The sequence below is a fragment of the Chitinophaga sp. HK235 genome, from assembly GCF_018255755.1.
Classification (GTDB): Bacteria; Bacteroidota; Bacteroidia; order Chitinophagales; family Chitinophagaceae; genus Chitinophaga.
In genome coordinates this window covers 8,099,149-8,118,906 of sequence record NZ_CP073766.1, presented here as the reverse complement: position 1 = coordinate 8,118,906, position 19,758 = coordinate 8,099,149, and the positions used below count along the sequence as shown (strand labels likewise).

General features: G+C 50.9%; 16 protein-coding genes. 15 read left to right on the top strand and 1 reads right to left on the bottom strand.

Annotated elements, in window-relative coordinates; all coding sequences use genetic code 11:
• Nucleotides 1–6 precede the first annotated feature (6 nt).
• The gene (locus KD145_RS31385; RefSeq protein ID WP_249219674.1) at nucleotides 7–663 is read right to left on the bottom strand and encodes a metalloregulator ArsR/SmtB family transcription factor; all 657 of its coding nucleotides are present in this window, start codon (nucleotides 661–663) and stop codon (nucleotides 7–9) included.
• A gap of 138 nt (nucleotides 664–801) precedes the next feature.
• On the opposite strand from KD145_RS31385, the gene KD145_RS31380 reads away from it, so the two are divergent.
• The 15 genes from KD145_RS31380 (at nucleotide 802) to KD145_RS31310 (ending at nucleotide 19,722) form a co-directional block, all read left to right on the top strand.
• Nucleotides 802–1,374: an NADPH-dependent FMN reductase gene (locus KD145_RS31380; protein WP_212003732.1), complete on the top strand. Its 573-nt coding sequence runs from the start codon at nucleotides 802–804 to the stop codon at nucleotides 1,372–1,374.
• 56 nt (nucleotides 1,375–1,430) lie between these two features.
• Nucleotides 1,431–1,757 (top strand): iron-sulfur cluster assembly accessory protein, encoded by a 327-nt coding sequence (locus KD145_RS31375; RefSeq protein ID WP_212003731.1) that lies wholly within the window; start codon nucleotides 1,431–1,433, stop codon nucleotides 1,755–1,757.
• 13 nt (nucleotides 1,758–1,770) lie between these two features.
• Nucleotides 1,771–3,216 carry a Fe-S cluster assembly protein SufB gene (sufB, locus tag KD145_RS31370; RefSeq protein ID WP_113613879.1) on the top strand — a complete coding sequence of 482 codons (1,446 nt, stop codon included), beginning with the start codon at nucleotides 1,771–1,773 and terminating at the stop codon, nucleotides 3,214–3,216.
• Nucleotides 3,217–3,260: 44 nt separating this feature from the next.
• The gene (gene sufC, locus KD145_RS31365; RefSeq protein ID WP_212003730.1) at nucleotides 3,261–4,025 is read left to right on the top strand and encodes a Fe-S cluster assembly ATPase SufC; all 765 of its coding nucleotides are present in this window, start codon (nucleotides 3,261–3,263) and stop codon (nucleotides 4,023–4,025) included.
• A gap of 13 nt (nucleotides 4,026–4,038) precedes the next feature.
• Nucleotides 4,039–5,352, top strand: a complete 1,314-nt coding sequence (gene sufD / locus KD145_RS31360) for a Fe-S cluster assembly protein SufD (protein ID WP_212003729.1) — start codon at nucleotides 4,039–4,041, stop codon at nucleotides 5,350–5,352.
• A 13-nt stretch (nucleotides 5,353–5,365) separates the two neighbouring features.
• Nucleotides 5,366–6,613 carry a cysteine desulfurase gene (locus KD145_RS31355; protein WP_308219039.1) on the top strand — a complete coding sequence of 416 codons (1,248 nt, stop codon included), beginning with the start codon at nucleotides 5,366–5,368 and terminating at the stop codon, nucleotides 6,611–6,613.
• Between the two features lie 15 nt (nucleotides 6,614–6,628).
• Nucleotides 6,629–7,057, top strand: coding sequence for a SufE family protein (locus KD145_RS31350; protein ID WP_212003728.1), 429 nt, complete (start codon nucleotides 6,629–6,631; stop codon nucleotides 7,055–7,057).
• Nucleotides 7,054–7,365, top strand: coding sequence for an iron-sulfur cluster assembly protein (locus tag KD145_RS31345; RefSeq protein ID WP_212003727.1), 312 nt, complete (start codon nucleotides 7,054–7,056; stop codon nucleotides 7,363–7,365). Before KD145_RS31350 ends, KD145_RS31345 begins: the two co-directional genes overlap by 4 nt.
• A gap of 229 nt (nucleotides 7,366–7,594) precedes the next feature.
• Entirely contained in the window at nucleotides 7,595–8,911 is a 1,317-nt protein-coding gene (locus tag KD145_RS31340; protein ID WP_212003726.1) for an SWIM zinc finger domain-containing protein, read from the top strand.
• Nucleotides 8,912–8,935: 24 nt separating this feature from the next.
• Entirely contained in the window at nucleotides 8,936–10,405 is a 1,470-nt protein-coding gene (locus KD145_RS31335) for a DUF5691 domain-containing protein (protein WP_212003725.1), read from the top strand.
• A gap of 3 nt (nucleotides 10,406–10,408) precedes the next feature.
• A complete protein-coding gene (locus KD145_RS31330; protein ID WP_212003724.1) occupies nucleotides 10,409–11,488 on the top strand; it encodes an AAA family ATPase in 1,080 nt (359 codons plus the stop codon).
• Between the two features lie 15 nt (nucleotides 11,489–11,503).
• Complete coding sequence (locus KD145_RS32385; protein WP_249219673.1) at nucleotides 11,504–13,978, top strand: DUF5682 family protein; 2,475 nt, start codon at nucleotides 11,504–11,506, stop codon at nucleotides 13,976–13,978.
• The gene (locus KD145_RS31320) at nucleotides 13,975–15,117 is read left to right on the top strand and encodes a VWA domain-containing protein (protein ID WP_212003723.1); all 1,143 of its coding nucleotides are present in this window, start codon (nucleotides 13,975–13,977) and stop codon (nucleotides 15,115–15,117) included. Before KD145_RS32385 ends, KD145_RS31320 begins: the two co-directional genes overlap by 4 nt.
• 18 nt (nucleotides 15,118–15,135) lie before the next feature.
• Entirely contained in the window at nucleotides 15,136–18,063 is a 2,928-nt protein-coding gene (locus KD145_RS31315; RefSeq protein WP_212003722.1) for a DUF4132 domain-containing protein, read from the top strand.
• Between the two features lie 69 nt (nucleotides 18,064–18,132).
• On the top strand, nucleotides 18,133–19,722 hold the full coding sequence (locus tag KD145_RS31310; RefSeq protein ID WP_212003721.1) for a beta-N-acetylhexosaminidase: 1,590 nt from the start codon (nucleotides 18,133–18,135) through the stop codon (nucleotides 19,720–19,722).
• Nucleotides 19,723–19,758 lie beyond the last annotated feature (36 nt).

Sequence of the window (19,758 nt, the reverse complement as noted above, 5' to 3'; positions counted from 1 at the left end):
GAGCTATCAGGCTACCGGTACAGTGGTTGGTTGGATTTTATATACACAGCGGCGGGCGCCATTGATAATATGGTCCAGGCGTGTGACCTGTACATCTTCCCCAATGACACTGATGAAGGTGTTCATTTCGGAGGTGCAGATATTATCGCAGGTGGCGGCGGCACAGCAGATCGGGCAGTGATTTTCTATAAAAAGGAAGATATCGCCTTCTTTTCTCCATTCTGCCAGGTATCCTTCAGTGGTTCTGATGGCTGCAAAGGCGGTGAGGCGGTTTTCTATACCAGTGACACCTTCGAGGGCAGCATGATATTTTTCCTGCTGATTTTTTTCGCGTGCTTTAATAACATTCGCCAAGGCTTCCGGGCCCAGGACGGTTTTGATAGTCTGGATGATATCAACTGTCAGTTCGGTATGGCTGTCCGGGAAGCGGGTGTTGCCCATGGGAGTCAGGCTCCATATCTGCATGGGGCGTCCTACCCCTTTGGAAATACTTTCCGCTTGCAGGAGGCCTTCCTCTGCCAGTTTGACCAGCTGGAGGCGGGCACCTTCGGTGGTGATACCCAATTCACCAGCCAGCTCGGCAGCAGACAGGGGGCCCCTGGTCTTGATCAGCATCAAAAACCTGTCAGCAGCATTTCTGGTTCGTGTTGGATATTTTTCCAAGTTATTACTTGTTTTATTTTCAAATGTCGTAATTTTGTAGGAGCTAAAAAAAAGAATTTGAGATTTTGATGATTATGAGACCTTAATTCATCAAAAATTAATCTCATAATCTTTTCAATCTCTAAATCTTAGGCATTAATGAACGTACTCATATTTAACGGCGCAACCGACACCCGGCCTGAAGCTACTTCCAATCGCCTGGCAGCCTATATGTCAACTGCATTAAGCGAGCAGGGATTTTACCCGGAGATTTTCAGTCTGGCAGAAAAACAAATCCCGTTTTTCTCGATGTTGGAGGCAGCAAAGAAGCCGGAAGCAGTCACAGCTATGTGTGATGCGTTTTGTAAAGCGGACCTTCAGATATGGATGACGCCTTTATATCATGGAAGCATGACCGGCGCCATGAAAAATTGCCTGGACTGGCTGGAGCTGACGAGCAAACACCAACGGCCATATTTAACCGGAAAGGTTGTAGCTTTGCTCTCCTGGGCAGACGGCACGCAGGCCATGCAGGGGATAAATGCGATGGATGCAGTAGCGAAAGCGTTGAGGGCCTGGGTATTACCTTACTCCCTCCCTATCCTGAAAGATAATCTCTATGACCCGCAAACCAGCGGGTTTACTGCATTTTATAAAAACAAGCTGGATATGATGGTTTCCCTGCTATGTGCTGCCAAATCGCATGTGACAGCCGGAATAACAACAGCGTAACCACAATCATGGCTATTACCGGGCGACCGGACACAGCATTTAAAACAATTCTGATTATGATAACCGTTTCAGAAAAAGCAGGAGCATATATTAAAGCATTGATGGAAAAAGAACATCATGAACCGGGCACCTTTGTAAGAGTAGGTGTCAAAGGCGGTGGTTGCTCCGGACTTGAATACGTGATGAAATTTGAAGCAACAGAAGAAGAAGGTGACCAGGTATTTGAAGACAAAGGCATTAAAGTAGTAGTACAGATGAAGAGCCTGCTGTACCTATACGGCACCGAACTGGACTATTCTGATGGCCTCAACGGCAAAGGCCTTTTCTTCAACAACCCGAATGCAACCAGAACATGCAGCTGTGGCGAAAGCTTCGCTGTATAAATATCAAACTTGTATGATAAACAGTAACGAAATAATTGATGATATAGCCAACAAGGAGTATGAGTTTGGCTTTACCACCGACATTGAAATGGATATCGCTCCAACGGGGTTAAACGAAGATATCATCCGCTTTATTTCTGCTAAAAAGAACGAGCCGGAATGGCTTTTGGAATGGCGACTGAAAGGATTCGCTGCCTTCAAGAAAATGCAGTATCCCAGCTGGCAGCACTTTGAGATGCCGGCACTGGACCTGCAGGCAATTTCCTACTACGCGGCTCCCCGCAAGAAAAAACAACTGAACAGTCTGGATGAAGTAGATCCTGAACTGCTGGCTACTTTTGAAAAACTGGGCATCCCGCTGAACGAACAGAAAGCACTTGCTGGTGTAGCTGTAGACGCGGTATTCGACAGCGTTTCCGTAGCTACTACCTTTAAAGGCAAACTGAAAGAGATGGGTGTTATCTTCTGCTCTTTTGGTGAAGCTGTTCAGGAATACCCTGACCTGGTTAAAAAATACCTGGGTTCTGTGGTTCCCCACTCCGATAATATTTTTGCTGCACTGAATGCCGCCGTATTTTCCGACGGTTCATTCACTTATATACCCAAGGGTGTACGCTGCCCGATGGAACTGAGCACTTACTTCCGTATCAATGCACAGAACACCGGTCAGTTTGAGCGTACCCTCATCATCGCAGACGAAGGCAGCTACGTAAGCTACCTGGAAGGCTGTACCGCCCCGATGCGTGATGAAAACCAGCTGCACGCCGCCGTAGTGGAACTGATCGCTATGGACCATGCAGAAATCAAATATTCTACCGTTCAGAACTGGTACCCCGGCGATAAAGACGGTAAAGGCGGTATCTACAACTTCGTGACCAAAAGAGGTATCTGTAAAGGCAATGCCAGCAAGATCTCCTGGACACAGGTAGAAACCGGTTCCGCCATCACCTGGAAATACCCCAGCGTTATCCTCCAGGGTGATTACTCTGAAGGTGAATTTTACTCCGTGGCTGTGGTGCGTAACAAACAGATCGCAGACACCGGCACCAAGATCCACCATATCGGTAAAGGCACCAAAAGCCGTATCATCTCCAAAGGTATCTCCGCCGGCAGAGGTGACAACAGCTACCGCGGTCTGGTAGCGGTAGGACCCAGAGCAGACAATGCCCGTAACTTTACCCAGTGCGACTCTCTGCTGATCGGCAACGAGTGCGGCTCCCACACCTTCCCGTATATCGAATCCCGCAATAAAACCGCGATGATCGAACACGAAGCCACCACCTCCAAAATCGGAGAAGATCAGATATTTTATCTGAATGCCCGTGGCATCGATACGGAGAAAGCCGTAGCCCTGATCGTAAACGGTTACGTGAAGGAAGTACTGAACCAGCTCCCCATGGAATTTGCCGTGGAAGCACAGAAATTATTATCTATCACACTTGAAGGAAGCGTTGGATAATTCGTTTATCCAATTAACTACATACAGAACGAAATAAAACAATCATGCTGACGATTAAAAATCTGCACGCAGAAGTAGAAGGGAAACAAATTCTGAAAGGCATTAACCTGGAAATAGGTAAAGGCGAAACACATGCCATCATGGGCCCTAACGGTTCCGGTAAAAGTTCGCTGGCCTCCGTGCTCGCAGGTCGTGAGAACTATACCGTAACTGAAGGGGAAGTATGGTTCAATGGTAAAAACCTGCTGGAACTGTCTCCCGAAGACCGTGCCCGCGAAGGCGTATTCCTGGCGTTTCAATATCCTGTTGAAATTCCGGGCGTATCCAACCTGAACTTTCTGAAAACGGCCCTCAATGAAATCAGGACCTACAAAGGCCTGCCTGCCATTGAAGGAAGAGAGTTTCTGAAACTGACCAAAGAAAAACAACAGCTGGTAGACTTTAACGCCAACCTGATGAACCGTTCCCTGAACGAAGGCTTCAGCGGTGGTGAAAAGAAACGTAACGAGATCTTCCAGCTCGCTATGCTGGATCCGCAGCTGGCCATCCTCGATGAAACTGACTCCGGTCTGGATATCGACGCCCTGCGTATCGTTTCCAACGGTGTTAACAGACTTCGCGATACAGAAAAATCTTTCGTAGTCATCACCCACTACCAGCGTCTGCTGGAATATATCGTGCCTGACTTTGTACACGTACTGTACAACGGCCGTATCATCAAAACCGGCACCAAGGAACTGGCCCTGGAACTGGAAGAAAGAGGTTATGACTGGCTGAAGGAAGATTTACAATTGAAAGAATCAGTATAAGAAGCATACAACTATGACGAGTGATATTACATTGCCTTTATACCAGGCGTTAACTGAAGATGTAAACGCATTATCGGCGCTGGCCCCCGGCCAGGACGATCTGCAAGGCATCCGCCAGGAGGCTTTGGAACGCTTCTCTGTGATGGGTCTTCCCACACTGAAAACAGAAGCGTGGCGTTATTCCAATATACAACGCTACCTAAAGGAATTTCCTTATGAGGTGGTTACCACCACCGCTACCGTATCGGCTGCTGTAGTAGCACAGACCGCTATTCCTGAGCTGGACTGCTACCGCATTGTGCTGGTAAACGGTCATCTCCAGGCAGAACTCTCTGAGCTGCCTGCCGGTAAAGGTATTACCGTAGGCGCTCTCAGCGCGCATACACAGGCACCCGGTTTCACCACCTGGTTTAACCAGCAGCATCACCTGGAAAAGGAAGCACTGGCCACCATCAATACAGCCCTCTTCTCTGACGGCCTGTACCTGGAACTGGCAGCCAATACCGTTATCGATAAACCGGTACATATCGTTCACGTATACACGTCAACGCAACATGCCTTTATCCAGCCCCGCCATCTGTGGGTGCTGAATAAAAACGCCGCCGCCACCATCATCGAAAGCGCTGTACATCCGGACACCAACGCTGTGGCTTTCGCCAATAGCGTACTGGAAACCGTGATCGATGAAAACGCGGAGCTGTGGCACTACAATGTACAACAGGGAGATGAACATTTCCGGGAAGTACATTATACTGCCGCTCAACAGCAAGCCAACAGCCGTTACCATCACTTTAATTTCACCCTGCCGGGTACACCGTTTACGCGCAACAACCTGAGCGTAGCCCTGAACGGCAGTTATACTGAAACGAATCTGAACGGCCTGTATGTTGTCAACAACAGTCAGCATGTAGACAACCATACCTTCATGGACCATATCATGCCTAACTGCCATAGCAACGAGCTGTACAAAGGCGTACTGATGGATTCCTCCAATGGTGTTTTCACCGGTAGAATCCTGGTACACCAGGAAGCGCAGAAAACAAATGCCTTCCAGCAAAACAACAACCTGCTGCTGGGCGCTAAAGCGGATATCAACTCCCAGCCTCAGCTGGAGATATATGCGGACGACGTAAAATGCAGCCATGGTTTCACCGCCGGCCAGTTCAGCGAAGAATCCATGTTCTACCTGCGTTCCCGCGGTATCGGGGAAGACGCTGCCAAAGCACTGATGGTAAATGCCTTCTCCCATGATATCACCGACGAAGTGAAGATCCCTGCCCTGCAGCATTACCTGCAGGAACAGATTGTAGCTATCATGAACAAATAATCCCCCATTTTGCATGGAACATATTGCTAACATAGAAACCGCAGCATTGGACGTAAAGCAGATCAGGAAGGACTTCCCTATCCTGCAGGAACTGGTGCATGGCAAACCGCTGGTATACCTCGACAACGGGGCTACCACTCAGAAGCCGCTGTCAGTAATAGAAACAGAAGCACGGTATTACGAGGAGTACAACAGCAATGTGCACCGTGGCGTACACCACCTCAGTCAGGTGGCCACCAACGCATATGAGAAAGCTCGTGAAATAGTAGCCGGCTTTATCAATGCAGCACAGACCCACGAGGTCATCTTCACCAAAGGCACTACCGACGGCATCAACCTGGTGGCCAATACCATGGGCCGCCGTTTCCTGAAAGCCGGCGACAGTGTGATCATCTCAGCCATGGAACACCACTCCAACATTGTTCCCTGGCAGATAGCCTGTGAAGAAAGCGGTGCCACCCTGAAAGTGATCCCCATCAACGAACGGGGCGAGCTGAGAATGGACGCCTATGAAGAACTGCTGGACGATACGGTGAAAATAGTAGCAGTGACTTATGTTTCCAACACAATGGGTACTATCAACCCGGTAGAGGATATTATCGCGCTGGCGCATGCACGGAAGATCCCCGTACTGTTGGACGCTGCTCAGGCCATCCAGCATATGAGCATCGACGTGCAGGCCCTGCAGCCGGATTTCCTCGTTTTCTCGGGCCATAAAATTTACGGTCCTACCGGTATCGGGGTGCTGTACGGTACCACCGAATGGTTAGAGAAACTGCCTCCCTACCAGGGCGGCGGCGATATGATCAAGACCGTGACTTTTTCCAAAACCACTTATAATGAACTGCCTTATAAATTTGAAGCCGGCACACCCAATATTGCCGGTGCCATCGGTTTAGGGGCAGCTATCCAATACCTGCAGCAAGTCGGTCTGGACAAGATCCAGCAATGGGAAGAGCAACTGCTCGCCTATGCACTGGAACAACTGCGGCAGATCGAGGGTCTCCGATTTATCGGAAATGCTGCCCACAGAAGCGGAGCTATCTCCTTCCTGGTACACGACATTCATCCGTTTGACCTGGGTGAGCTGCTGGACCAGCAGGGCATCGCCGTCAGAACAGGACACCATTGCTGCGAACCGCTGATGGACGAATTTAAAATCCCCGGCACGGTACGGGCCTCTCTCACTTTCTATAATACGAAGGAAGATATAGATAAGCTGGTAGCCGGCATTAAACGGGCCGTTTCCATGCTGCGGTAAACAGGAGAAGAAATTATGACGATCAACGAAAGACAGGAAGAAATAAAGTCCGACTTTGAAATAATGAGCAACTGGGAGGATAAGTATGAATATATCATCCAGCTGGGTAAGGATTTACCGCTCATTGCAGAAGAATACAAAGTACCGGAAAACCTGATTAAGGGCTGTCAGTCACGCGTGTGGCTGCATACTGAGCTCAGGGATGGTAAACTGTATTTTACCGGCGACAGCGATGCCGTGATCACCAAAGGGCTTATCAGCCTGATGATCTATGTGCTTTCCGGACATACTCCGAAAGACATCGCTTCCTCCGATATCTACTTTATCGATGCCATCGGTCTGAGCAGCCACCTCTCTCCTACCCGTTCCAACGGGCTGCTGAGCATGCTCAAACAGATGAAACTTTATGCGGTGGCCTATCAGGCAAAAAATAACCAGTCATGAGTGAAGCAACATTAAGGGAAAAGATAGAAGAACAGCTCAAAACCGTATACGATCCAGAGATTCCTGTGAACATCTGGGAACTGGGGCTGGTATACGAAATCAAGATCAAGGAAAACAACCGCATTGGTATAGACATGACGCTTACCGCGCCTGGCTGCCCTGTAGCCGGCGATATTATCCGGGAGGTAGATGAAAAAGTCAGAAATATCGAAGGCGTATCTGAGGTAGATGTACACCTGACTTTCGACCCACCCTGGAATAAGGAGATGATGAGCGAAGAAGCCAAGCTGGAACTCGGTTTCCTTTAAATCTCCCCGGAGAAGGCGTAAAATATCCTTTCCGAACAACGGGATTTGCCGAAAAAAATTTTTTTAAGCCAAATATCAAATACACTGCGTAGTCGTGTTTGATATTTGGCTTTTATTTTATGAAATTATTTAATTTGTACCTTAGTTCAACTGCAATGTGCTAAGTACCAATTTAGTGCGGCGCTATGATCAAATTAAATAATGGCTATCCATATAAATCTTTTAATCATTGGAGCTAACGGAAGAACAGGTGCTGTCGATGGCACCCGATGAGTCATCCCGTAAGGCGGGAAAAGAACTGGCCAGGCCGGCCAAATGGGTTAGTATAGGCATGAGTGATGCCGCCCTCTGGGGCGAATGCCAGGGCAGCGGCAGCAAACCCTATCAGACCCAGGTAGATACCGGCAATATGGCTTTCAAATGCAGCTGTCCCAGCCGCAAATTCCCCTGTAAACATGGCGTAGGCCTGTTATTATACTACGCCCGGGAGAAACAGTCGTTTACCCTCCTGGAGCAACCGGCCTGGGTGACCGAATGGATCAGCAAGCGGACGGAAAAAGCAGAGAAAAAAGCCCAGCAGGCGGTAGACAATGCCGACAAACCGGTAGATGAAGCTGCGCAAAACAAACGGCAGGAAGCCCGGCACAGGAAAGTCAGTGATGGGTTGGATGAACTGCTGCGCTGGATAAAAGACATGGTGCGCAACGGTATTATCGGTCTACCTGACAAGGGCGCCGATATGTGTGAAAACATGGCCCGACGCATGGTAGACGCCCAGGCCCCCGGACTGGCGGGCATCCTGCGCGAGATGGCCGAAATCAGCTACTACAGCGAAGGCTGGCAGCATACCTTCATGGACCAGTTGCTACGCCTTTATCTGCTGGCCCGAGCCTATGGCCATTCCAACCATTTGGACCCGGCCCTTCAGCAGGATATCCGCACCATGATAGGGTTCCCACAATCGCAGGAGGAACTGAAAACACAAGCCGGTATCACCGACACCTGGCAGGTACTAGGCAAACAAAGCACTGAAGATGACCGGCTGATCACCGAACGGTACTGGCTATACGGTCTTCATACCCGCCAGACAGCCCTCCTGCTGCAGTTTACCGTCAGACACCAGCCACAAACCCAGCTGATGCCTGCTCCCGGCAGCACCATCCGGGCAGAACTGGTATATTATCCTTCTGCCGCACCTATGCGGGCGCTCATCAAAACACAGCAGGCCATGCCTGCAGACCACCGCTTCCAGGGATACGCCAACTGGACAGAAGTAATGGCCGCCCAAACAGCCGTCAGCAGCCGGCTCCCCCTGTATAACGATCAGGTATATACGATTGATACCCTGACACCGGTACTCCGCGATGGACAATGGTGGCTGCGCGATGCTCAGCAACAGGAGATGCAGGTCCGCAAGGAGTTTCGGCATATATGGAAACTACTGGCCCTCAGCGGCGGTCAACCGATGCCCATGGCCCTCATCGGCCGGGAGAGGGAGTACGACCCCCTCGGCGTATGGCATCAGCAGGAGTATAAAATATTGTAAGGAAGGAACAACAGCAGTACGATCATGCAATCATGGAATGATATCATTAATACAGCCCTGCTGGGCACGGCCAAAAAAGCGGCAGATACCGACAGTCTGCCTGCCCCACTGCAAGCCGCAGCCAGCGAGGTACTGGCTGCTCCCGGTATGGACCGGGAAGACCAGTTCCTGCAAATAGCCGCACTGGTATTCAACTACCGGCAAAGCGGAAGCCAACCGGCAGCCGGCAGCCCCGACACCCTGCCGGTATGTGAACCAGAGACAAAAAAATATTGCAGCCCCACCGCCCTGCAGGCATTACAACATACACTAGACAGCGACAATACCCCGTTGCTGACCCTCTGGCTGGAATGCTGTGCCGGCAGCCATCAGGTGCTGCCACCGGAATACCTGCCCCGTATTCTGGAAAATGCCAGCCGCCATAAAACCTTGCGTAACCTGGCCGCCACCTGCTGTGGCAGACGTGGCGAATGGCTCGCACAGTATAACCGGGAATGGAACTTCTCTGTGGTAGCCGACACCAAAGAAGAACTGTGGCAGCATGGTACTACCGCCCAGCGCCTGGAAGCGTTGGTACGCATGCGGGAAGAAAACCCTGCTGAAGCGAGGACATTGCTACAGGAAGCATGGAGCAAGGAAAGTGCAGCCGTTAAAGGAGAACTACTGGGCGCTCTCGCCACAAAGATAAGCCTGGAAGATGCCTCCTGGCTGGAATCCCTGCTAACAGAAAAAAGCAAACAGGTAAAAGAAGCCACATGGAAGCTGCTGAAAAAAATTCCCGGCTCCAACCTGCACGAACAATACCAACAGGTGCTGGAAACAGCCATCCTGGCGGATGACAAAGGCAAGATAACAGTGGCCGCCGATATTCAGCCTCCGGAAGAGATTTTTAAAAGCGGTATTGAAAAGCTGAGCAACCATGCCCGGGTTTCTGATGCAGAACATATCCTTTCACAACTGGTGGCACTGGTACATCCAAGGATATGGGAACAACATTTCAACTGCTCTTTTGAAGAAGTGGTCTCCCTGTTCCATCATCAGACATCCCTGAAGCCTTTCCTCCCCTCACTGGTGGAAGCTATCAGTTGGTTTGGTGACAGCAGCAGGGCTCTTGCCTTTGTGCAGCATACCAATACCTTCCACATGGCGCTGCTGCCACTGCTGCCCGCTGATCAGCAGGACACCTATATCCTCCAGCACTTTGATGCCCACAGCAACCTGGTGATGAACTATGTAGGGCAGATGAAACAGGTATGGAGTGAAGAGCTGGCACTGAAGGTATTACGGTACTGTGCCGGCAACCCATACACCTACTCCCAGCGTACGGTCGGTGATTTTGTGACGCTGGTACCTGTATCAGTAAAATCAGCACTGGAGAGCATTACTTCCGGCAATGAAAACTACCAGACCTACTGGAAGTCCATTTCCTTACATCTGGTAGGTCTTTTACAGATTAAAACATTTATCCTGCAATCATTCTCAAAAAATATTTAAACCATGTCAGACACTTTACGCCAACATGCAGAACTCCTTTATGCACCGGAACTGGAAGAACTGAAAAAACAGGACAGCGGCAGACGACCACATAACTGGCTGCTGTCACCTCAATCAGTAGTAACCTACCTGGTGGGCGGCAAACTGAAAAACGGTTTTGAAGTAAGTCCCAAATACATTGGCAGCAAAAGACTGATGGAAATTGCAGTGGCTACACTGGCTACAGACAGAGCTCTGCTGCTTTACGGTCTTCCCGGTACCGCCAAAAGCTGGGTCAGCGAACATCTTGCAGCTGCTATCAGCGGTGACTCTACCCGTATCGTGCAGGGCACTGCCGGCACCAGCGAAGAAAGTATCCGTTATGGCTGGAACTACGCCAGGCTGCTGGCCGAAGGCCCTTCCCGTCAGGCGCTGGTGGAAACACCGGTGCTGCGTGCCATGCAGGAAGGCAAAATCGCCCGTATTGAAGAGCTGACGCGTATAGGCGCCGACGTGCAGGATACCCTTATCACCATCCTCTCCGAAAAAACACTGCCTATTCCGGAATTAAACACGGAAGTGCAGGCGGCCAAAGGGTTTAACCTGATTGCCACCGCCAACAACCGCGACAAAGGTGTCAATGAATTGTCCAGCGCTTTAAAACGTAGGTTCAACACCGTGATTCTGCCAGTGCCGGGCACCATGGAAGAAGAAATAGATATTGTAAAAAGAAGAGTGGAAAGTTTCGAAAAAGTGATGGAGCTGCCGGCCGAAAAACCTGCACTGGAAGAGATACGCCGGATCGTTACCATCTTTCGGGAACTGCGCAATGGCATTACCGAAGACGGAAAAACCAAGATCAAGTCGCCTGGCGGTACACTCAGCACGGCGGAAGCTATTTCTGTTGTCAACAGCGGGCTTACCCTCGCCGCTTATTTTGGTGATGGCAGGCTCACCGCGGCCGACCTGGCTGCCGGTATCATCGGTGCCGTAGTGAAAGACCCGGTACAGGACAAACTGGTATGGCAGGAATATCTTGAAACCGTAGTAAAAACAAGAGAAGACTGGAAAGATGTGTACCGTGCCTGCCGCGATTTGCAATAACCCAACTGTGTATTTATGTCTGTTCATATATTAGGAATCCGGCACCATGGGCCCGGCTCCGCCAGAAATGTAAAAACATTCCTGGAAGCATTACAGCCCGATATTGTGCTGGTGGAAGGTCCTCCGGAAGCGGACGCCATTCTTTCCTGGGCGGGCCATGAAGACCTGAAACCGCCAGTGGCGATACTGGTGTATCAGCCCGATAACCCACAGCATTCCTGCTTCTACCCTTTTGCCGAATACTCTCCTGAGTGGCAGGCCATCGGGTATGCGCAGCGGCAACATATTCCGGTCCGTTTTATGGACCTGCCCCTGGCACATGTGTTTGCCCTTGAGAAGGAAAAAGCTGCAGCTGCCGGCAATACACCGGAAGAGGTGGATGCTGCGTTACCGGCCAATGGTGACGAGGGAGCAACTGTTGAAAATAAACTGAATGGTACAGCCAGCGGGCTGTTGCCCCAGGCTACCGAAAATACTGCCGACAGGCAGGCTGGGCCCCATGCCTTTGATCCAGCGCAAGCGCTGGTAAATGATCTGCCGGCTGCCAGCGAAGTCGCACTGCTGCCATCTCCGGAAACGGATGATGATTTTACAGACCTGCTGCCGGCGCAGCCATTACCGGAATCAGCCTTCTACCGCGACCCGATCGTTCACCTGGCTCATGCCGCCGGTTACGATGATGGTGAAAGGTGGTGGGAACATATGTTTGAATACCGGCTGGAGCAGGAACAGGTATTTGAGGCGGTGAGCGACGCCATGCAGGCGCTACGCGAAGAGCTGCCACAGCGCGACAGCCGGATGGAACAGCTGCGGGAAGCCTGGATGCGTAAAATAATACGGCAGGCCGAAAAGGAGATGTACACCCGTATAGCCGTGATATGCGGCGCCTGGCATGCTCCGGCCCTTAAAAATATGCCCACCCAAAAGGCCGATAATGACCTGCTGAAAGGACTGCCTAAAGTAAAAATCGACTGTACCTGGATACCCTGGACGTACAGCCGTTTAAGTTATGAGAGCGGATATGGTGCCGGTGTGCCATCACCCGGATGGTACCAGCACATCTGGGAGCATCCCTCCGATGACGGCACCCGCTGGATGGCCCTGGTAGCCAAACTTTTCAGGGACAAACAACAGGACACTTCCGTAGCCCATGTACTCGAAGCAGTACGCCTGGCCAATGCGCTGGCCTCTCTGCGCCAATATTCCCGGCCAGGGCTGGAAGAACTGAATGAAGCAACCCTCAGTATATTATGCAATGGGGAAGATGTGCTGATGCAACTGATACGGGATGAGCTGATCGTCAGCAACCGTATCGGACAGGTGCCTTCAGACATACCCAAACCACCCCTGCAGGCAGATATAGAACGGCTGCAGAAAAGACTGCGGCTGCCGCAAACTGCCGATTTCAAAGACTATACACTCGACCTCCGGAAGGATACTGATCTGGAAAGGAGCATCTTCCTGCACCGGTTACAGTTACTCGGTGTGCGCTGGGGCGACAGGTCTGAGACATCAGGCAAAGGCACTTTCAAAGAACAGTGGCGCCTGCAGTGGGACCCGTCTTTTTCTGTAGACATCATTGAAAAAGGCAGCTGGGGTAATACCGTCCTGGAAGCAACCACACAGTATGTGATGGATATCGCCGGCAAAACCTCCACCTTGCGGGAAGTATGCGGCATGCTGGAATCCGCACTGCCAGCGGAACTGCCCAAAGTAGTGGATGTGCTGATCCAGCGTATCAATAACCTGGCCGCCGCTTCCGGTGATGTGCTGCAGTTACTCGAAGTAGTTCCGTCCCTGGTAAATATTACCCGGTACGGGAATGTGCGCAAAACAGACGCCGACCTGGTGATGGACATTGCGGAGAGTATGATCAGCAGGATATGCGTCAGTTTACCTTCGGCCTGCACGGCGGTAGCCGAAGATGCCGCCCTGGAGCTGTTGGAACAGTTCCAGGCGCTGAATGACGCCATCGGCCTGCTCCAGCATCCAACCCTGACGGCTGACTGGACTGCCACGCTGCAGGCCATCTCCGGCAACAGTCAATCGGCGCCCATGATAGCTGGCTATGCCTCACGGCTGCTGTTTGATTTTAAAGTGCTCGACGGCGACACCCTCTTCAGCCGTTTCAGTATAGCCATGTCCGTAGCCAATACGCCGGCTGTTGCCGCCGCCTGGCTGGAAGGCTTCCTCAAAGGCAGCGGTACCCTCCTGCTGCTCGATGAAACCCTCTGGAATATGGTATATAGCTGGGTAGCCCAACTGGAAAATGATATTTTCATGCAGATATTGCCGTTATTACGCCGCACCTTTTCTAACTTTACGGCCCCGGAAAGAAAAAAACTGGGTGAAAAAGTGAAGCGGGGAACAGGCAACGGCCCTGTCACCGTGGCCGTGGAAGCCGGAGTTGACGAAGTCCGGGCTGCTATGGGCATACCGGTGGTCATGAAGATGTTGGGATTTTTTCATATTGATAACCAGGCAGAATGAAGATCATGGAAGAAAATACACGCCGGTGGCGACTGATCCTGGGAGGAGACAACAATGATGGCACCGCCTTTATTTTAAATAAGGCCGACCAGCAGATAGACAAAACGCTGGAGGCGCTGTATGATAGCAACCGTAAAGGTGGACTGGGCGCATCTTCTCCTAATGTAAGCCGCTGGCTGGGCGATATACGCAGCTATTTTCCTGCCTCTGTAGTACAGGTGATGCAGAAAGATGCCATCAAACGGCTCGACCTCACCGCCATGCTGCTGGAAAAAGAGATGCTGGAAAATGTGGAGCCGGACGTACATCTGGTGGCCACGCTGATGACGCTCAGCCGCGTGATCCCGGAAAAAACCAAAGACACGGCCCGTCAGGTAGTAAAAAAAGTGGTGGACGAACTCCTGAAAAAACTGTCACAGCCTATGCAGCAGGCTATCAGCGGCAGTCTTAACAGGAGTGTGCGCAACAGGCGTCCCCGCCACCATGAGATCAACTGGAACCTGACCATCCAAAAAAATCTGCAACATTATCAACCTGATTACAAAACCATCATCCCGGAAACACTGATTGGATACGGCCGTAAAAGGTCTGCCCTCAAGGATGTAGTGCTCTGTCTCGACCAGAGCGGTTCTATGGGTACCTCAGTGGTATATTCCGGCATCTTTGGCGCAGTGATGGCCTCTATCCCTGCCGTACAAACGAAAATGGTGGTATTCGACACCGCAGTAGCCGATCTTACGGAAGAGCTCCAGGACCCGGTGGAACTGCTGTTTGGCGTACAGCTGGGCGGGGGCACCGATATCAATGCTGCGTTGAAATACTGCCAGCAGGTCGTTTCCCGGCCTACTGACACTGTACTGGTACTGATCACCGACCTCTTTGAAGGCGGAGATGAAGCCGGCATGCGTAAACGTTTTACAGAACTGGCCGCCAGCGGCGTACAGGTAATAGTATTACTGGCCCTCAATGATGAAGGCGCACCCTCATATGACCACGAAAATGCACAGTTCCTGGCTACACTGGGTATCCCGGTATTTGCCTGCACACCAGATAAATTCCCGGATATGATGGCCATGGCACTGAGCAAACAGGACATCGCCCAATGGGCTGCCAGAGAGGAAATGGTCCTGAAAAAATAATGAACCTATTTAAACCTTATGCCATATACTAAGGAAACTATACTACCTTTTATCGAACGACAGCAACAGCTTTATGAAGACAGCGGGCACTCCGCCCTGCTTCAGGACGGGGTAGATTTCCTTACCGGACAAACGATCCACCCACCCGTATACACGGATGTGGCTATTGCCCGGGAAATGGGCGTCTTTATCCAGCTGCTGAAGCTGCCGGACCAATGGGACGACAACGACCGCCTGGTATTACAGCTGCTCTCAGACCCACTCGTCTGGGAGCAATGCAGGGAACGGTTTCTGCAACACATCGTGCCCATGCTGGACACTCCCGGCTCCGCTTCCTCCATCGTGCTGCGTTTCAGCTATTTTACCAGCTACCTGCAACAAAGGGGCTGTTCAACCGAAGATATCGGTTCCATGATGATCGGCTACTCCGGTGATGGTAACAATTTTGATCTTTCACCGCTGAAATTCACGCCGCTGCGGAAATTCCTGCAAGACCTGATCAAAAGTGCAGAATGGCATATCATTGATGCTTACGTACAGACCTGGAAACAAAAAGGGTGGAACTCCCTTTTCTTCCGGCTCCTCGCCAAAGGACACCCGGATAAGGAAATGGAATACCTGGAGCCCGTACTGATGCAGCCCGGCAAAGGTTTTGTCAATGCCGAGCTGTCCAGGGTACTGTTGCAAACCAACTACGACAAATACCGGGTGCTGATAGAGAAGGCAGTAGACCATCTGGCCACATTGTCTGACTATAGTGCACAACTCAACGGCTTTTATCTGCTGGCACACTATCAGCCAGATCACTATCATCCCCTGCTCATAAAGGCCGCTTATGCCTACCTGCAGGAAAGTGACAGCAGCCTTACCAGCCAGGCTTTCCGCCAGCAACAGGCTGAAATGGGCAACCCATCTCAGCTGCCGGCCCCTGATGTGATGGCCGTAACACAGTTGCTGTTGCTGGACAAACAGCCTGCCCTGCGTTACCTGGATGAACATCTCAGTGAAAAACGATACCTGCATCCGGAAGTATTTAAACTGTTGCGGCAGGAACTGGATTCCTCAGCAACACCGCTGCTGCTGAAAGCCATCGAAAACGATTACGACGCCAAACATATCTTCCCGCTACTGACGCAAACGGATATTTCGTTCTATGCAGACCAGCTCTGGGATTTTACCCTGCACAAGCTAAAATCTGTTCGTACGCTCGTAGCCGTTATCCTGGCAGACCATCCGCAGGCATTGGAAAAGGCAGGTGTCCTGCTGCAGCATAAAAAAGCAGAACAACGCCTGACTGCTGTACAGATACTGTGCAAACTGAACACTCCTGCCGCCAAAGACCTGCTCCAACAGGCACTGCATAAGGAAATCAACGACGATGCCCGCGACCTGATGCTGGAAACATTGGGTAACACCATTTCAGGTACAGACGACGAAACTACCGTACAACAGCTGGTGGCCTTTGCCAAAAAAAGAGGCAAACTTACCCGGCCACTGGAAACGTGGCTCGACGACAGCAACCTGCCACCACTGTTCCTGCGCAACGGTATGCAGCTTACCCAGGATATGCTGCGTTTTCTGTTGTACCGCATGTCGCGCGTAAAAGAAATACGCTCTGATATTGAAGCCAGACCGTTGCTTCGCCTGGTAGATCGTACAACCAGCGGACCTTTTGCTCAACATCTCTTCAACTTATACACCGCCAGAAATGGCGATGCCAAAGTAAAATACCTGCTGGCACTGGCAGCCCTCACCGGCGATCAGGAGCTGGCCACCCTGCTGGAACAGTCCCTTTACCAGTGGATCAACGACAAACGGCCCCGCATGGCAGAACATGGTGCCGGCGCGCTGGCCATCCATGGCAGTAAACAAGCCCTGGCAACAGTGGAGTTTTTGTCCCGCAAATACCGGGTACGCAAATCCAACGTAGGGGCGGCAGCGTTAGCCGGCCTTCAACATGCCGCTGCTGAACTGGGCCTTACCATGCATGAGCTGGGAGACCGTATCATACCTGATTTCGGGTTCAATGGTCTGTTCCTCCCCTTCCAGGTAAAAGACGATACTTACCATGTGTTCATCGACCAGCATTTTAAGCTGGGCTATATCAACAACAAACGCAAGCGCCTGAAATCCATTCCGGCAGCCACACCCGCTGCTACCAAAGAAGCTTTCAAACAGCTGGGCAAGGCGGTCACCGAAACGGTGAAGTCGCAGACCGGCAGGCTGGAACACTTCCTGGTGATGCAGCGCAGATGGGTACCCGAACAATGGCAGCAATGTTTCTTACATAACCCGGTGATGTTCGTATATGCCAACCGGTTATTATGGGCGCTGTACAACGAACAGGAGCAGCTGATTACCTGTTTCCAGTGCCGTGACAACGGTACCCTGACCGATCTTCATGGCGATGCAGTGAGCATACCTTCCGGCGCTTCCATCCGGATACTGCATCCGCTCTACCTCGACGGAGCACAACTCCGGCAATGGCAGCAGCGTTTCACCGAAGAAGGCATTGTGTCTGTGTTCCCTCAACTGGAGCGGCCAGTGGCTTCCCTGCTACCACAACAGGCTACTACTACGCTGGTCCATGATTTTGAGGATATCGCCCTGGAAAGCAGCCTGCTCAACAAACACATGGAACAGAAAGGCTGGAAACTCAGTGAAGGCAGTGATGGCAAATACGTATATGCCTATCACAAAACCGATGATGAAAACCAGCTGGAAGTGATTGTAGAGATGAGCAGCATATATAAAGAGGAAGGATTCCAGTACAAACTGGGCAAGCTGTATTTTATCGACAAAACCAAAACCAGCCAGCGTTGGTTCAGAAGCACTGATAAGGACGCAGCAGACTGTCTGCTACCGCTGGGGCATGTGCCGCCGGTGTTTTATTCAGAAGCAATTACCGACCTGACCATCTCCCGTGAAATGGCTGAGGTGGCGTAAGTTCATTTAAATATGAGATTTTTTTTGTATTTTATCGTTCCTTAGCTTTGTGAACAATAAAATACATATATGCTCAGATTTCAATCCGTGGTCTTCAGTAGTTTATTGCTGCTGGCTACAACTGCCCAAAGGCTGCAGGCCCAGCGCCTTATACCGCAGCCCTCGCAGATAACCGCCACTACCGGCGTATTTAAAATCTCCGGCGCCACTGCCGTTATAGGCGGCAAAAGCGCCGGGGAAGCTAAATATCTACAGGAATCTATAAAAAACCGGACCCGGTTAAATCTCCCCCTCCAACCGGCCGCACAAACCAATTATATCCGCTTATCACTGGACGAAAAACTGGACGCTACCCTGGGCAGGGAAGGGTATCTGCTGAAAGTGACTCCGGCCGGAGCTACCATTACTGCAGCCTCCGATGCCGGCATATTTTATGGCATCCAGTCGCTGCAACAGCTGATAACGTTTAAGGATAACAGTTATATTATCGATGGCGTGGACATACAGGACAAACCCCGCTTTGGCTGGAGAGCCTTTATGCTGGACGAAGCCCGCCATTTTAAAGGGACTGCAGCCGTCAAAAAACTCTTAGAAGAAATGGCTGCCCTGAAGATGAACACCTTTCACTGGCATCTTACTGACGATCAGGGCTGGCGAATAGAAATCAAAAAATACCCGCTGCTTACCAAGGTAGGCGGCCATAGGGATTCTACCCAAACCGGTAGCTGGAGCAGTACCGTTTATGATGGTAAACCACATGATGGCTTTTATACCCAGGAACAGATCCGCGATATCATCGCTTACGCTGCTGCCCGGCATATTACCATTATCCCTGAGATTGAAATGCCAGGCCACTCTTCTGCCGCCATTGCAGCCTATCCCTGGTTAGGCACAAGGCACCAGCAGATCAGCGTTCCCGGCAAATTCGGCGTACACTATGACGTCTTTAATGTTACCGATCCCAAAGTGGTCACTTTCCTGCAGGACGTTTTACAGGAAGTGATCAGCCTGTTCCCCTCCAAAGTGATACATATTGGCGGTGATGAGGTAAAATATGACCAATGGAAAGCCGATGCCAACGTAGAGGCCTATATGAAATCCCATCAGCTGGCCTCCCCTGCTGATTTGCAAATATCCTTTACCAATGATATCTCTGTTTTCCTGGCGGGCAAACAACGCCGTATGATGGGCTGGAATGAGATCATGGGCGCCAAACTGCATGAATACAACGATACCAAAGATGTGGGCACTAAACAACTGGCACCAGGTACAATTGTACATTTCTGGAAAGGCGATCTCAAACTGATTACAGACGCGGTATCCAAAGGATATGATGTGGTTAACTCCTACCATGCCGCTACCTATCTGGACTACAACTATACCCAGATATCAGTGGAAGGCGCTTATAAGTTTGACCCCATCCCTGCCGGGCTGGATGCCAAATATCACAGCAAAATACTGGGTATCGGTTGTCAGATGTGGGGAGAATGGATTCCCGACGAGATGGCCATGGAAGAAATGGTATATCCCCGCCTCGCTGCCTATGCAGAAGACGGATGGACACAACCCTCCAACAAAAATTTCAAGGAGTTTAAAGAAGCGCTGAACAACTTCTACTCACGATGGAGCAATCGTAGCATTTATTACCACAGAAACTAATGGTTCATAAAAGCTGAGGGCTGATCAGTTCACTGG

Excerpts from the sequence above, each read along its gene's own strand:
- KD145_RS31380 (WP_212003732.1), top strand. The coding sequence starts at position 802 with ATGAACGTACTCATATTTAACGGCGCAACCGACACCCGGCCTGAAGCT.
- KD145_RS31315 (WP_212003722.1), top strand. The coding sequence starts at position 15,136 with ATGCCATATACTAAGGAAACTATACTACCTTTTATCGAACGACAGCAA.
- KD145_RS31330 (WP_212003724.1), top strand. The coding sequence starts at position 10,409 with ATGTCAGACACTTTACGCCAACATGCAGAACTCCTTTATGCACCGGAA.
- KD145_RS31355 (WP_308219039.1), top strand. The coding sequence starts at position 5,366 with ATGGAACATATTGCTAACATAGAAACCGCAGCATTGGACGTAAAGCAG.
- sufB (WP_113613879.1), top strand. The coding sequence starts at position 1,771 with ATGATAAACAGTAACGAAATAATTGATGATATAGCCAACAAGGAGTAT.
- KD145_RS31375 (WP_212003731.1), top strand. The coding sequence starts at position 1,431 with ATGATAACCGTTTCAGAAAAAGCAGGAGCATATATTAAAGCATTGATG.
- sufD (WP_212003729.1), top strand. The coding sequence starts at position 4,039 with ATGACGAGTGATATTACATTGCCTTTATACCAGGCGTTAACTGAAGAT.
- KD145_RS32385 (WP_249219673.1), top strand. The coding sequence starts at position 11,504 with ATGTCTGTTCATATATTAGGAATCCGGCACCATGGGCCCGGCTCCGCC.
- sufC (WP_212003730.1), top strand. The coding sequence starts at position 3,261 with ATGCTGACGATTAAAAATCTGCACGCAGAAGTAGAAGGGAAACAAATT.
- KD145_RS31350 (WP_212003728.1), top strand. The coding sequence starts at position 6,629 with ATGACGATCAACGAAAGACAGGAAGAAATAAAGTCCGACTTTGAAATA.
- KD145_RS31345 (WP_212003727.1), top strand. The coding sequence starts at position 7,054 with ATGAGTGAAGCAACATTAAGGGAAAAGATAGAAGAACAGCTCAAAACC.
- KD145_RS31320 (WP_212003723.1), top strand. The coding sequence starts at position 13,975 with ATGAAGATCATGGAAGAAAATACACGCCGGTGGCGACTGATCCTGGGA.
- KD145_RS31310 (WP_212003721.1), top strand. The coding sequence starts at position 18,133 with ATGCTCAGATTTCAATCCGTGGTCTTCAGTAGTTTATTGCTGCTGGCT.
- KD145_RS31335 (WP_212003725.1), top strand. The coding sequence starts at position 8,936 with ATGCAATCATGGAATGATATCATTAATACAGCCCTGCTGGGCACGGCC.